Below are 14,046 nucleotides of genomic sequence, written 5' to 3' on the forward strand. Positions count from 1 at the left end.
AGAGGTCACGATGCCCGTCAACGGCCGTAGTCACATCCGCGTCGCCCGGCCCTCCCGGGACCTGGTGGCGGCCGAGCGGTTCTGGGTGCGGGGGTTGGGACTCGGTGTGGTGTGGCGGGCCGGGGGCGGACCGGAACCCGGTGGGCACGACCTGCTGATGGTGGGCTGGCCGGACGCCGACTGGCATCTGGAGTTGGTCCACGAGACCGCCCGGCCCGTCGAGCCCCGGCCCACCGAGGAGGACCTGCTGGTGATCTACGTCGACGGCCCGGTGCCCGATGACCTGGTCACCCGTCTGGAGGCGCACGGCGGCAAGCGGGTGCCGTCGCCGAACCCGTACTGGAACCGGTGGGGCGTCACGGTCGAGGACCCGGACGGCTACCGGCTCGTGCTCTGCGAGCGGGGCTGGTCGAACGTGTAGCGGCGGGTGCTCGCCGGGCGCACTGTCCCTCGCTCGTGCTGTGACCGTATGGGTTCGCCTGGTCGTTCAGGCCGCGGTGGCGAGGGGGTGGCCGCCCCAGCGAATGCCTTTCTCGCTTCGGATGCGGGCGCGCAGCGACCAGCGACTGAAGGGCCGGCCGAGCTTGGCGGGGCGGGTGGTGGCCGTCGGGACGACGAAATCCTCGTCGCCAGGGCTGAGCAGGTGGGGACGGCGTGTCGCCCACCGAGGGCGCAGACAGGTCAGACCGATCTCGTTGAACCGGTGGATCACATCGCGCACGGTGTCCTCGTCGGCCTGCACCAACGGGAGGTATCCATGGAAATGCCCCTCGAGACTGCGCACGCGGACCGATGATGTTCCCCGTCCCGGAAGGCAAGCGCCCCGAGCGGCTCATCTACTCGCCCGACGCGGACCCGGAGGGCGCGGAGTGGAAGGTGCCCGCCAAGTAGCCGGTTTTCGTGCTCCGCACCCAGGGACGACCCCGGAAGCAGTCCGGGGCCGGGACCCGCGAGCGATCGAGCGCGGCGGGAGCCCTCACGTCGAATGCCCCAGTCGTCCACCGCGCCGGTGGCGCTCCCACGCCCGGCACAACCATCCGCCCCCCGGCCGTGTCTCACACCAGACACACCCGTACCCGTGGGGGGACCACACCGTGAAGCGCACCGTCACCGCCGCTGTCCTGCTCGCCGCCCTCGCCGCCCTGTCGGCGTGCAGCGGCGGTGACGACAGCGACAACACCGCCCCGACCACCAAGACCGCGAGCCCCGGTGTCGACTACTCCGCCGCCGAGGAGAAGGCCGGTATCCCGCCGGAGCCGACCGGCGAGGCCCGGGACAACCTGCTCGCCGTTCTGTTCGACGTCAACCCGGCACTGGTCGCCGACGAGGAAGACGCCATCGACAACGCCCGCAATCAGTGCGCGGCGATCAACGGCGGAGCCGAGCGGCTGGAGGGGAGTGCGCAACAGCGATTCAGCAGCAGTGCGCACGAGGTGACCGAGGACGAGGCGAAGCACATCAACATCGGACTGGCGGAGTTCTGCAAGACCGCGTAGCACCACACCGGCCAACGCCCCACCGCACCCCGAAGCGGTGGGGCGTTTGTGTGGTGTCACCGACCGGAAGGGCCCCGCTCATGGACCCCGCCGACATGCGGGTTCCTCGGGTCGCGCCCGCCTGTGCCGGTGCCTGCGGCCCGGTTCGTCGGTGCCGACGAAGCGGGCCGCCCGGACTTGTCGTGCACGACGAAGTGCGCACCCTCCCCCTGTCCTACCTTTCGGACATCACCGGTTCGAAGCCTCGGAGGTGGGGATCCGCATGTCCGCATGGGATGAGCTCAACCGTCCGCCCCTAACGCCCGCAGGGATTCAGGCCCCCTCCGTGCACGGGCGGGAGTCGATATGAGAGGCGCCACGGCACCCGCCGGACGTGCCCTGTCCCTGGCGGCGGCCACCGCACTCCTGGCCGGTGGCTGCGGCGGCGGATCCGGCTCGGGTGCCGGCGGGGAGGGCACGTTGGCGGACGGCAGGACGTTCACCACGGCCTACGCCTCCGACCCGGGCGGCCTCGACCCGGCGAAGACGGTGATGTCGATCGCCATCGGCATCAACCGCTACCTGTACGACCCGCTGATCCACCTCGGCGACAAGGGCGAGCCCGTGGCCGGGCTGGCACAGAAGTGGCAGGCGACGCTCAAGACGGCGACCTTCACGCTGCGGCCCGGCCTCACCTGTTCCGACGGCTCGCCACTGACCGCGAGTGACGTGGCCGCCAACATCGACTACATCGGTGACCCGAAGAACAAGTCCCCCCTGGCCGGCGTACTGATCCAGCCGGGCACCACAGCCGAAGCCGACGACGGGCGGCGCACCGTCACGCTCACCAGCGGTGCCCCCGACGCGTTCCTGCTGCGCAACGCCGGTTCCGTGCCGATCGCCTGCGGCAACGGCCTCACGGACCGCACGGTGCTGGCCAAGGGCGGCAAGGGGAGCGGCACCGGCATGTTCACCATGACCGAGTCCGTGGCCAACGACCACTACACGCTGACCCGGCGCAAGGACTACGACTGGGGCCCCTCCGGGCACGGGGACAAGGGGCTGCCGGACAAGGTGACGATCCGGGTGATCCCCAACGAGACGACGGCCGCGAACCTGCTGATGTCCGGAGAGCTGAACGCCGTGGCGGTCTCCGGCCCCGAGCAGAAGCGGCTGGCCGCCCGGAAACTGTTCCACGCCGACGTGCAGGCACCGCTGGGCCAGCTGTACTTCAACCAGAGCGGGACCCGCCCCGCAGCGGACGAGAAGGTGCGCCGGGCGCTGGTCCAGGCGCTGAACCTGTCCGATGTGGGCAAGGTGATCACCAACGGCACCGGAAAACCCTCCCAGGGCCTGGTCACCGACGAGCCACGAGCCTGCACCGGCGACTCGGTCACCGGCAACCTCCCCCCGCAGGACCTCACGGCGGCCAAGTCCGCCCTGGACGCGGCCGGCTGGGTGCCGGGCTCCGGTGGCATCCGGACCAAGAACGGCGAGAAGCTCACGCTGAGCCTGATGTACGGCACCCAGAACGGGCCCAGCATGGCCGCGGGCGCCGAACTCATCCAGAAGGAGTGGCAGAGTCTGGGGGCCGAGGTCACGCTGACGCCGGCCGACAGCCCAGCGCTGAACAGCACACTCTTCGGGTCCGGCAACTGGGACGTCTCCATGGGCCCGATCGCACTCACCGCGCCCAACCAGCTCGTCCCGTTCATGGCCGGGCCGACGCCGCCGAAGGGCCTGAACTTCTCCGGAGTCGACAACCCCGAGTACGCCGCTCTCGTGCGCAAGGCTTCGGCCCAGGTCGGCACCGCCGGCTGTCCGCGGTGGCAACAGGCGGAGACGGCGCTGATCAAGCACCTCGACGTGGTGCCCTACTACAACTCCCTCACCCCCGTATTCGGCACATCAGCTCGCTTCGAGGTCAGTCAGGGCGCGATCGTCCCGTCCTCGATCCGCATGTACGCCGACTAGGAGGGCGGCTCGATGACGACTGCGACGGCCGTCCCGGAGGCGTCGGAGGCCTTGGCCACCGACTGGTGGAGGCACCGGTGGCTGCTCTTCGGCATCCGGCGCGCGGCCCGGCTGACGGTGTCGCTGTGGGTGCTCGTCACAGCGGCGTTCCTGATGATCCACCTCGTCCCCGGTGACCCGGTGCGCGCCGCACTGGGTACGACCGCCTCGCCGGACATGGTCGCGGCCAGGCGCGCGGAACTCGGCCTCGACGACCCGCTGTGGCAGCAGTACCTGCGGTTCCTGGGCGGCCTGTTCACCGGCGACCTGGGCAGCTCCACCATCAGCGGTCTGCCCGTGTCGCAGACGATCGGCGACCGGCTGCCCGCCACCCTGCAACTGGCGGGCCTCGCCTTCGTACTGGCCATGGCGATCGCCGTCCCGGTGGGCACGGCGATGGCCGCCCTGACCCGGGGCGGCCGCCGGCGCGGCGCCGAACTGGCCTTCACCTCGGGCAGCGTGCTGCTGGCCGCCGTACCGGAGTTCCTGCTCGCGGTCGTACTGGCCTATGTGTTCGCGGTGCGCCTCGACTGGTTCCCCGTCGCCGGGCGGCAGGGGCCCGGCTCGTACGTGCTGCCGGTGGTGGCCCTGACCATGGGGCCCGCTTCGGTGCTGGCCCGGATCTGCCGGGTGGAGATGCTGTCGGTCCTGGGCCGGGACTTCGTGCGCACCGCGCGCGCCAAGCGGCTGCCGCCGCGCAGCGTGTACGTGCGCCACGCGCTGCCCAACGCCCTGACCGCGACGCTCACTCTCGGCGGTCTGCTGCTCTCGGCGCTGGTCGCGGGAACGGTGCTCGTGGAGAACGTGTTCGCCTGGCCCGGCCTCGGCTCGACGATCGTGCAGTCCATCCTGCAGAAGGACTATCCGGTGGTGCAGGGCATCGTGCTCGTCTACGGGACCGGAGTGCTGGTGGTGAACCTGCTGGTCGACGTGGGCCTCGCCCTGCTCGACCCGCGCTCCGCGATCAGGGAGGCCTGATGTCCGCACCCCGCTCCCGATGGTCGGCGGTCGCCCGCACCCCCGTGGGCGCATGCGCCGGGCTGCTGCTGCTCGCCGTGGTGGTCCTGGCCGTCCTCGCACCGGTCCTGTGGGGAGACAGGGCGTCCGTGGTGGACACGTCCGCGCTCCAGCAAGGGCCGTCCGACGCGCATCCGTTGGGCACGGACAACCTGGGCCGCGACATCCTCAGCCGCGTGCTGGTGGCCACCCGGCTGTCGTTGCTGCTCGCGGTGACCGCGACCTTCCTCGGTGTGGCCCTGGGGCTGGTTCTCGGTACGGCACCCTCGGTGCTGCCGCGCCGGGCTGGGCGTCTTGTGACCTCCGTGGTGAACATCGCCGTCGCCTTCCCCGGCCTGCTGCTCGCCCTCTTCTTCGCGGTCATCTTCGGAGTGGGCGCGACCGGCGCCGTGCTGGCGATCGGACTGGCGATGGCCCCGGCCATCGCGCGGCTCACCCAGACACTGAGCGCGTCGGTGGCGGGCCAGGACTTCGTGGCCGCCGCCCGGACCGTCGGCGTCGGCCGGACCCGGCTCCTGGTACGCCACATCCTGCCCAACATCGCCGAGCCGCTGGCCGTCAACGCCACCATCGGCGCGGGCACATCGCTGCTGGCCTTCGCCGGGCTCTCGTTCCTGGGCCTGGGCGTACAGGCTCCGGACTACGACTGGGGCCGGCTCCTCGGCGAGGGGCTGGACCGGATCAGCCTCACCCCCGCGCCCGCCCTCGCGCCGTGCGTGGCGGTCGTCGTCACCGGCCTGGCGTTCAACCTCTTCGGCGAGGCCACCGCCACCGCTCTCGGCGTACACACCATGTCGCGCCCGAGCGTCCGCCACCGCCCCCTCCCACCGCCCGCCCCGGACACAGCCGGGCACCGGCCGGACAGCGAAGGGAAGCCGGTCCTCACGGTGGAGGACCTGCGGGTGGCCTTCCCCGGGCCCGCGGGGTGGACCACCCCGGTACGCGGGGTCAGCTTTGCCGTACACCCGGGCGAGGCCGTCGGTGTGGTGGGCGAGTCCGGCTCGGGCAAGAGCCTGACCGCGATGGCCGTGTCCCGGCTCGTCCAACCACCGGCCCACATCACCGCCCGGCGGCTGGAGTTCACCGGTACGCCGCTGCTCGACACCGGCGAGAAGGAGCTGCGCCTCCTTCTCGGTACCTCGCTGGCGATGGTCTTCCAGGACCCGATGTCCTCGTTCAACCCCGTCATGAGCGTGGGACGGCAGCTCGCCGAGATCGCCGAACACCATCAACACCTCTCCAGGCGAGCCGCGTTCACGCGGGCCGTGGACCGGCTGCGCGCCGTGCGCGTACCCGCTCCGGAGCGGCGTGCGCGCCAGTATCCGCACGAGTTCTCCGGCGGCATGCGGCAGCGCGCGATGATCGGGGCGGGGCTGATGGGCGACCCCAGGCTGATCATCGCGGACGAGCCGACCACCGCCCTCGACGTCACCGTGCAGCGGCAGGTGCTGCGCCTGCTCACCGACGTACGGGCCGAGCGGGACACCGCCGTCCTGCTCATCAGCCACGACATCACGGTCGTCGCCCAGACCTGCGACCGGGTGCTCGTCATGTACGCGGGCCGCATCGTCGAAGACCTGCCCGCGGCCGGCCTCTTCACGGGTGCCCGACACCCCTACACACGGGCTCTCCTGGCTGCCGTACCCGACCTCGGCACCGACCGGGACAGCCCGCTGGCCGTGATCCCCGGCCGCCCGCCGGAGCCCGGCCGGGTACCGGAAGGGTGCGCGTTCGCCCCGCGCTGCCCCCACGCCGACGACCGGTGCCGCGGTGCGGACCCCGAGCCGGTCACGTACACCGCCGGGCACCGGATCGCCTGCTGGCACCCCGTCCGGGACGAGAGCACACCGGCCGAAGAGACCACGACAGGAGGGACGGCATGAGCGGGCTCGTCTTCGAGGGAGTGAGCGTGCGCTACGGGTCCCGCCGCCAGGCACTGACCGCTGTGGACGGCGCGCACCTGACCGTGCCGGCCGGTGAAGTGGTCGGCCTGGTGGGCGAGTCGGGCTCCGGGAAGTCGACGCTGGCCCGCGCCGCGGTCGGGCTGGCCCCGCTCACTTCGGGCCGCGTCCTGCTGGACGGGACCGACGTACGTCAGCTGCGCGGGCGGCACCGGCCGCTGCAGATGGTCTTCCAGGACCCGTACTCCTCCCTCGATCCGCGGATGAGTATCGGGGATTCCATCGCCGAGGCCCTGCCGCGCGAACGGGGCCGCGGCAGGGCGGCTCGCCGTACCGAGGTCGCCCGCCTGCTGGAGCAGGTCGATCTCGGTCCGGACCGGGCCCCGATGCTGCCCGGGCAGCTCTCCGGAGGCCAGCGGCAGCGCGTGGCACTCGCCCGGGCACTGGCCGGGCGGCCGCAGGCCGTCATCGCCGACGAGATCACCTCCGCCCTCGACGTCTCCGTCCAGGGCACCGTGCTCAACCTGATGCGCGACGTGCAGCGGCGGATGAAGCTGACCATGCTGTTCATCTCGCACAACCTGGCCGTGGTGCGCTATCTCAGCGACCATGTCGCCGTGATGTACCTCGGCAGGATCGTCGAGGCCGGTCCCACCGAGGAGGTACTCGCCGACCCGCGCCACCCCTACACCCGCGACCTGCTCGCCGCCGTGCCCAGCCGTTTCCCCGCGGCGGAAACCGGCGCGGAGCCGGTCGCCTTCGCCGCCGCCGAGCCCGCCGATCCGCACCACCCGCCATCCGGCTGCCGCTACCACCCCCGCTGCCCCGCGGGCCCCCGGATCCATGCCGGGCGCGAGGTGTGCCGCACCAGGGATCCCGCCGAGGGCGCCGCGGCACGGCCCCACCGGGCCGCCTGTCACTTCGCGGCCACCGTCGACCTCGGCCTGCCACAACGGCCTTGTACGGGCGACGCGTTGTGACATCCGTAAGCCACCCTCATCCAATCCGTCCACGAGGAGACAGCACACCGTGACGCGACGCCTGGGCTTCGACGACCTCTACGCCATCGCGCTGCCGGAGCAGCCTGCGCTGTCCCCGGACGGCACGCGCATCGCCTACGTGCTGCGCACCGCCGACCGCGAACACGACCGCGACGACCGCGCGTTGTGGACGGTACCGACCGGCGGCGGCGCCGCGCGGCGTCTCACCCGCGGCCCCGCCGACACCGCGCCGGCCTGGTCTCCCGACGGCCGGTGGATCGCGTTCCTGCGCGGCGGCGACGGCCCTCCGCAGCTGTGGCTGCTCCCCGCCGAGGGTGGCGAACCCGAGCCGCTCACGAACCTTCCCGCGGGCGCCGGCGCGCCGGTGTGGAGCCCGGACGGCACCGCGATCGCCTTCCCGGCACCGGTCGACAGCGACCGCGGGACGGCCCCTCCCGCAACCACCCCGCCCCCTGTCGTGACGGACCGGCTCGGCTACAAGGCCGACGGTCCGGGCCTGTTGGGCACGGTCCGCAACCATCTGCACCTCGTGGATCCCGACAGCCGCGCGGTCCGGCAGGTCACCCACGGCGACTGGCACGCGGGAAGCCCGGCCTGGTCGCCGGACGGGCGCAGCCTCGCCTTCTGCGCGGCACGCGGCGCCGACGCCGACCTGACGCTGCGCTCCGAGGCGTACGTGGTGGACTGTCTCGCCTCCGGCGCGGAACCGCGGCCGGTCGGCTCCGGCGAGGGCACCGCGCACGCCGTCGACTGGACCGCCGACGGTGCGGCACTGCTGGTCGTGGGTCGCACGGACACCGCGATCGGTCACGCGAGCGTGCTGCGCGTCCCGCTGCGCGGCGACGCGCCGGCCGACCTCACCGCCGGGCTCGACCGCAATGTGATGCCCGGTGGCCCCGGCTACCCGGGAGCCCTGCCCCAGCCGGCCGACGACGGCCGCCGGTTGCTGTTCTGCGTTCGGGAGCGCGGCTGCACCCACCTGTACGTGACCGACGCCGACGGCGGGATACCCCGCGCGCTCGTCGCCGGCGCGGGCCGCGTCGTCTCCGGCCTGTCCACCGCCGGCGACACCGCGGCCTTCGTCCTGGCGACTCCCACCTCGTACGGCGAGATCGCGACCGTCGAGGTGTCCACCGGCCGACAGCAGGTGCTCACCCGGCACGGGGCGGCACTGGGGGAGGTGGAACTGCTCCCCTCGCAGGAGCGTGAGTTCGTCATCTCCGACGGCACAAGGGTGCACGGCTGGCTGCTGCGAGACCCGGCCACCACGGGCCCCGCACCGCTGCTGCTCGACATCCACGGCGGGCCGCACAACGCCTGGAACGGGGCAACGGACCCCTTCCACCCGTACCACCAGGTGCTGGCGGCACGCGGCTGGTCGGTGCTGCTGCTCAACCCCCGTGGCAGCGACGGGTACGGCGAGGCGTTCTTCACCGCCGCGCGCGGAGCGTGGGGCACGGCCGACGCGCCGGACCTCCTCGAACCACTGGACACCCTGGTCGCCGAACGGATCGCCGACCCGCGGCGACTGGCGGTGGCCGGCTACAGCTACGGCGGCTTCATGACCTGCTACCTCACCAGCCGTGACCACCGCTTCGCCGCCGCGGTCGCCGGTGGTGCGGTCAGCGACCTCACCAGCATGTGCGGCACCAGCGACGAGGCCCACCCGCTGGCGGCCACCGAACTGGGCGGAGCGCCGTGGCAGAACCGTGGGCTCTACGCCGAACTCTCCCCGTACTCGCGGGTGGAGCATGTCCGCACTCCGACCCTGGTGGTGCACGGCGCGGCCGACGAACGCTGTCCCGTCGGGCAGGCCGAGCAGTGGTTCGCGGCGCTCAGGGCGCGGGGCGTGCCCACCCGGCTGGTGCTCTACCCGGGCGGCTCGCACCTGTTCCTGCTCGACGGACCGCCCTCCCACCGCGTCGACCTCGCCCGTCGCACCGTCGACTGGGTGGAGCGTCACGCCGGTGGCCCCGGACGTCCGGCGCGTCGCCCGGTGGACGCCGCGCGCTGGGAGCGACGGCTCGGCGAGCTGGCGGCCCGGCACCGGGTGCCGGGCGCGGTCCTGGGCATCGCCCGCGGCGACGAACTCGTCCTGGCCGCCCGCGGTGTGCTCAACAAGGACACCGGGGTGCGGGCCACCGAGGACTCGCTTTTCCAGATCGGGTCCATCACCAAGGTGTGGACCGCCACCGTGGTCATGCAGCTGGCCGACGAGGGCGGACTCGACCTCGACGCCCCCCTTACCGACGTCCTGCCGGAACTGCGGCTCGCCGACCCGTGCACGGCGAAACAGCTGACCGTACGGCACCTGCTCACGCACACCAGCGGCATCGACGGCGACATCTTCACCGACACCGGCCGTGGTGACGACTGCGTCGAGCGCTACGTGGACGAGTTGGGCGCGGCGGCGCGGATTCATCCGCCCGGGGCGACGTTCTCGTACTGCAACTCGGGTTTCGTACTCGCCGGCCGGATCATCGAGAAGCTCACCGGCACGAGCTGGGACGGCGCCCTCAAGGAGCGGCTGTTCTCCCCGCTGGGCCTCGCGCACACCGTCACGCTGCCGGAGGAGGCGCTGCGCTTCCGCGCCGCGATCGGTCACGACGCCCCGGGCGACGAGGACCCGCGGCCGGTGCCGGCGTGGGGCCTGCCCCGCTCCGCCGGACCGGCCGGACTGATCACCGCCACGGCCTCCGACGTCCTGGCCTTCGCCCGTATGCACCTGGCCGGCGGCACCGCCGCCGACGGCACCCGCGTGCTGTCGCGGCAGGCCGCGTACGCGATGACCGAGAAGCAGGTCGACCTGCCGGACGTGCACTCCCTCGGGGACTCGTGGGGATTGGGCTGGACGCGTTTCGACGGGGGCGGCGGCCACCGGCTCCTCGGACACGACGGCAACACCATCGGGCAGTCGGCGTTCCTGCGCCTGCTGCCCGAACAGAACCTCGCCGTCACCCTTCTCACCAACGGCGGGGGCGCCCACGACCTGTACCTGGAACTGTTCCGGGAGATCTTCGCCGAGCTGGCCGGGGTCGCCCTGCCGCAGCCGCTCACGCCGCCGGTCGAGCCCGTGACCGTGGACGCCCACCGCCACCTGGGCCGGTACGAGCGCTCCGGTGCGCGCATCGAGATCCTTGAGGACGCCGACGGACTCCGACTGCGCCACACGGTGACAGGCCCGCTCGCCGCTCTGGTGCCCGAGACGGTGCGGGAGGGCGGCCTGGTGCCCGTGTCGGACGACCTCTTCGTCGTCACGCTGCCCGGCAGCCGGTCATGGACCCCCGTGACCTTCTACGCACTGCCGACCGGTGAGCCGTACGTGCACTTCGGCGTCCGTGCGACCCCGAAGGTGTCCTGACGTGAAGCAGCCGCACGGCGTTCAGGTGTCGCCGCACGAACCCGTCCCCGTGGCCCGGTTCGAGGCCGCCCTGCCCGCCGTCATCGACGACATCGGACATCTGGTGCGCACCGAGTCGCCCTCGGCCGACCTCGACGCCGTGGCCCGCAGCGCCCGGGCGGTCGCCACGACCGCGGCACCGTACCTGGGCACCGCACCCGACGTCCTCACGGTGGACGGCCGCACCCATCTGCGCTGGCGCCTGGGCAGCGGCCCCCGGCGCGTCCTGCTGCTCGGCCACCACGACACGGTGTGGCCCGTCGGTTCCCTGGCGGCCCACCCGTTCACGGTCCGCGACGGCGTGCTGCGCGGCCCCGGCTGCTTCGACATGAAGGCGGGACTCGTCATGGCCTTCCACGCCGTCGCCGCGCTCGGCGCCGGCGCCCTCGACGGGCTGACCCTCCTGGTCACCGGCGACGAAGAGCTCGGCTCGCCGTCGTCGCGGGAGCTGATCGAGTCCGAGGCGGCCGGCTGCGCCGCGGCGCTGGTCCTGGAGGCGTCTGCCGACGGCGGCGCGCTGAAGACCGAACGCAAGGGAGTTTCCCAGTACGAGATACGAGTCGGTGGCCTGGCCGCCCACGCGGGGCTGGAACCGGAGCGCGGAGTGAACGCCGGCGTCGAGACCGCCCACCAGATACTCGCGGTCGCCGCACTGTCCGGCCTTGACGCGGGTACCACGGTCACTCCGACGCTGCTGAGTGCCGGAACCACCACCAACACCGTCCCCGCCCACGGCCGGTTCTCCGTCGACGTCCGCGTGCGCGACGTCGCGGAACAGACCCGGGTGGACACCGCGCTCCACGGGCTGCGGCCCGTACTCGGCGGTGCGACGGTGGAGGTGACTGGCGGACCCAACCGGCCGCCCCTGCCCCCCGCCGCATCGGACGCGCTCTACCGCCGTGCCCGGCGACTGGCCGCGGAGCTGGGCATCGGCCCGCTCACGGCCGCCGCCGTGGGGGGAGCCTCGGACGGCAACCTCACCGCGGGTGCCGGCGTCCCGACCCTGGACGGACTCGGCGCGGTGGGCGGCGGCGCGCACGCCCCCGACGAGCACGTGCTCGTCGCGGACCTCCCGCGCCGTACGGCGCTGTTGGCGGCACTCGTCGGTGACCTGCTCGCCGCGGCCCCGCGGACCGCGCGCGACAGTGACGCGACAACGACCGGCGGGAGCACCCGATGACGGACATGTCCGCTGCCACTCCCTTCGCTCCCCAAGCGGGCCACCGGCTCGTGGCGGACGCGCTGACCGCGGCCGACGCGGCCGCGCACGCGGCCGGCTGCCACGTGTGGCCGATCAGCGCCCTGGCGGATCTGGAAGCGGCCTGCCGGCTCTTCGAAGGCATCTGGAAACCCGCCGGCGAGAACGCGCTGGCCACCACCGAGCTGCTGCGTGCGATGGACAAGGCGGGCAGCTACGTCGCGGCCGCCTTCGACGGCGAGGCGGGCGGCGAACTGGTCGGCGCCTGCATCGGGTTCTTCGGCCCGCCGCCCGACGGCACCCTGCACAGCCACATCGCCGGGGTCTCCGCCCGGATGCGTGGCCGCAGTGTCGGATTCGCCCTCAAGACCCACCAGCGCGGCTGGGCACTCCAGCGCGGCGCGACCCAGGTGTCCTGGACCTTCGATCCGCTGGTACGGCGCAACGCCTACTTCAACATCGGCAAGCTGGCCGCCCGGCCCGCGCAGTACCTGCCCAACTTCTACGGCCCGATGAACGACGGCATCAACGGCGCCGACGACACCGACCGGCTCCTGGTGGAGTGGCGGCTGGCCGCACCCGAGGCCGCCGCGGCCTGCCACGGCCGCCATCGGGTCACCGACGCCGTGGCCGAACGCGCGGGCGGCGTCGCAGTCGCGCTCGGTGCCACGTCCGACGGGCGGCCGCTGGCCCGCTCCGTCTCCGGGCCGCGGACCCTGGTCGCCGTGCCGGAGGACATCGAGTCGCTGCGCCGCAGCGACCCGCCGGCCGCCGCGGCCTGGCGCTCCGCCGTACGCGATGTCCTCGGCGGGCTCCTCGCCGACGGGTGGCAGGTGACGGGATTCGACCGCGCCGGCTGGTACCTCCTCGAAGACAAGGACGCACAGTGAAGCTCACCGGAGTGGAAATCCGCCGGATCCGGCTGCCGTTGGTGGCCCCCTTCCGCACCTCGTTCGGTACGCAGACGGAGCGCACGGCGCTGCTGCTGCGCGCGGTGAGCACCGACGCCGAGGGCTGGGGCGAGTGCGTGGCGATGGCCGACCCGCTGTACTCCTCGGAGTACGTGGCCGCGTGCGCCGATGTGCTGCGCCGATTCCTCGTTCCCGCGCTGGGGCGGTGCCGGCGGCTGGACGCGGCCGGCGTGGTCCCGGCACTGGCGCCGTTCCGGGGACACCGGATGGCGAAGGCCGCGCTGGAGATGGCCGTACTCGACGCCGAACTGCGCTCCCGTCAGGTGCCGTTGGCGCGCGAGCTGGGCGCCGTCCACGACCGTGTGCCGTGCGGGGTGTCCGTGGGCATCATGGACTCGGTGCCGGAACTCTGCGAGGTGGTGGCCGGCTGTCTCGACGAGGGTTACCGCCGTATCAAACTCAAGATCGAGCCCGGCTGGGACGTCGAGCCGGTACGCGCGGTACGCGAGCACTTCGGCGACGACCTGCTGCTCCAGGTCGACGCCAATACCGCGTACACCCTCGCCGATGCCCGGCACCTGGCCCGACTCGACGCGTTCGGCCTTCTGCTGATCGAGCAGCCGTTGGACGAGGAAGACCTCCTCGGCCATGCGCAGCTGGCCAGGACCCTGGCCACACCGGTGTGCCTGGACGAGTCGATCACCTCCGCCCGCGCCGCCGCGGCGGCGATCACCCTGGGCGCGTGCGGCATCGTGAACGTCAAGCCCGGCCGGGTCGGCGGTTACCTGGAGGCCCGCCGTATCCACGACGTGTGCGCCGCGCACGGCGTGCCGGTGTGGTGCGGCGGCATGCTGGAGACCGGCCTCGGCCGTGCCGCGAACGTCGCTCTGGCCGCGCTGCCGGGTTTCACGCTGCCCGGCGACGTCTCCGCCTCCGACCGTTTCTACCGGACCGACATCACCGAGCCGTTCGTACTGGCCGACGGTCACCTCCCGGTCCCCGACGGCTCCGGACTCGGAGTCGTGCCGCTCCCCGACGTCCTGGAGGAGGTCACCGTCGAGACCGAGTGGATCCCCCTGTGACCGGGGACTTGTGGCGCCCGACGAGAACACCGCACAATCCCGTCCACA

10 protein-coding genes and 1 pseudogene are annotated in these 14,046 nt (G+C 72.8%); 10 read left to right on the forward strand and 1 reads right to left on the reverse strand.

The genetic code is table 11. The annotated features are described in order from the left end of the window. Nucleotides 1–10: 10 nt before the first annotated feature. On the forward strand, nt 11–421 hold the full coding sequence (locus ACFW48_RS06165) for a VOC family protein (RefSeq protein WP_386310887.1): 411 nt from the start codon (nt 11–13) through the stop codon (nt 419–421). A 129-nt stretch (nt 422–550) separates the two neighbouring features. Here the strand turns inward: ACFW48_RS06165 and ACFW48_RS06170 are convergent. After that, nucleotides 551–784, reverse strand: a pseudogene (locus tag ACFW48_RS06170) (helix-turn-helix domain-containing protein); the annotation flags it as partial. A 310-nt stretch (nt 785–1,094) separates the two neighbouring features. Between ACFW48_RS06170 and ACFW48_RS06175 the strand changes: the two are divergent. The 9 genes from ACFW48_RS06175 (at nt 1,095) to menC (ending at nt 13,998) form a co-directional block, all read left to right on the forward strand. Further along, nucleotides 1,095–1,496, forward strand: coding sequence for a hypothetical protein (locus ACFW48_RS06175; RefSeq protein WP_386310889.1), 402 nt, complete (start codon nt 1,095–1,097; stop codon nt 1,494–1,496). Nucleotides 1,497–1,841: 345 nt separating this feature from the next. Then, a complete protein-coding gene (locus ACFW48_RS06180) occupies nt 1,842–3,449 on the forward strand; it encodes an ABC transporter substrate-binding protein (RefSeq protein WP_386310890.1) in 1,608 nt (535 codons plus the stop codon). Between the two features lie 12 nt (nt 3,450–3,461). After that, nucleotides 3,462–4,466 carry an ABC transporter permease gene (locus tag ACFW48_RS06185; RefSeq protein WP_386310892.1) on the forward strand — a complete coding sequence of 335 codons (1,005 nt, stop codon included), beginning with the start codon at nt 3,462–3,464 and terminating at the stop codon, nt 4,464–4,466. Beyond that, entirely contained in the window at nt 4,466–6,388 is a 1,923-nt protein-coding gene (locus ACFW48_RS06190; RefSeq protein WP_386310894.1) for a dipeptide/oligopeptide/nickel ABC transporter permease/ATP-binding protein, read from the forward strand. The genes ACFW48_RS06185 and ACFW48_RS06190 overlap by 1 nt, the downstream gene beginning before the upstream one ends. Continuing rightward, nucleotides 6,385–7,386, forward strand: a complete 1,002-nt coding sequence (locus ACFW48_RS06195; protein WP_386310896.1) for an ABC transporter ATP-binding protein — start codon at nt 6,385–6,387, stop codon at nt 7,384–7,386. The genes ACFW48_RS06190 and ACFW48_RS06195 overlap by 4 nt, the downstream gene beginning before the upstream one ends. Before the next feature lie 49 nt (nt 7,387–7,435). Then, complete coding sequence (locus ACFW48_RS06200; RefSeq protein WP_386310898.1) at nt 7,436–10,768, forward strand: serine hydrolase; 3,333 nt, start codon at nt 7,436–7,438, stop codon at nt 10,766–10,768. A 70-nt stretch (nt 10,769–10,838) separates the two neighbouring features. Then, complete coding sequence (locus ACFW48_RS06205) at nt 10,839–11,987, forward strand: M20 family metallopeptidase (protein ID WP_386311125.1); 1,149 nt, start codon at nt 10,839–10,841, stop codon at nt 11,985–11,987. Continuing rightward, on the forward strand, nt 11,984–12,895 hold the full coding sequence (locus ACFW48_RS06210) for a GNAT family N-acetyltransferase (protein ID WP_386310900.1): 912 nt from the start codon (nt 11,984–11,986) through the stop codon (nt 12,893–12,895). The genes ACFW48_RS06205 and ACFW48_RS06210 overlap by 4 nt, the downstream gene beginning before the upstream one ends. Next, complete coding sequence (gene menC, locus ACFW48_RS06215) at nt 12,892–13,998, forward strand: o-succinylbenzoate synthase (RefSeq protein ID WP_386310902.1); 1,107 nt, start codon at nt 12,892–12,894, stop codon at nt 13,996–13,998. Before ACFW48_RS06210 ends, menC begins: the two co-directional genes overlap by 4 nt. Nucleotides 13,999–14,046: the final 48 nt, after the last annotated feature.

The sequence above is a fragment of the Streptomyces sp. NPDC058812 genome (assembly GCF_042744565.1).
In the GTDB taxonomy this organism is placed as follows: domain Bacteria; phylum Actinomycetota; class Actinomycetes; order Streptomycetales; family Streptomycetaceae; genus Streptomyces; species Streptomyces thinghirensis.

Excerpts from the sequence above, each read along its gene's own strand:
- ACFW48_RS06210 (WP_386310900.1), top strand. The coding sequence starts at position 11,984 with ATGACGGACATGTCCGCTGCCACTCCCTTCGCTCCCCAAGCGGGCCAC.
- ACFW48_RS06165 (WP_386310887.1), top strand. The coding sequence starts at position 11 with ATGCCCGTCAACGGCCGTAGTCACATCCGCGTCGCCCGGCCCTCCCGG.
- ACFW48_RS06195 (WP_386310896.1), top strand. The coding sequence starts at position 6,385 with ATGAGCGGGCTCGTCTTCGAGGGAGTGAGCGTGCGCTACGGGTCCCGC.
- ACFW48_RS06190 (WP_386310894.1), top strand. The coding sequence starts at position 4,466 with ATGTCCGCACCCCGCTCCCGATGGTCGGCGGTCGCCCGCACCCCCGTG.
- ACFW48_RS06180 (WP_386310890.1), top strand. The coding sequence starts at position 1,842 with ATGAGAGGCGCCACGGCACCCGCCGGACGTGCCCTGTCCCTGGCGGCG.
- ACFW48_RS06185 (WP_386310892.1), top strand. The coding sequence starts at position 3,462 with ATGACGACTGCGACGGCCGTCCCGGAGGCGTCGGAGGCCTTGGCCACC.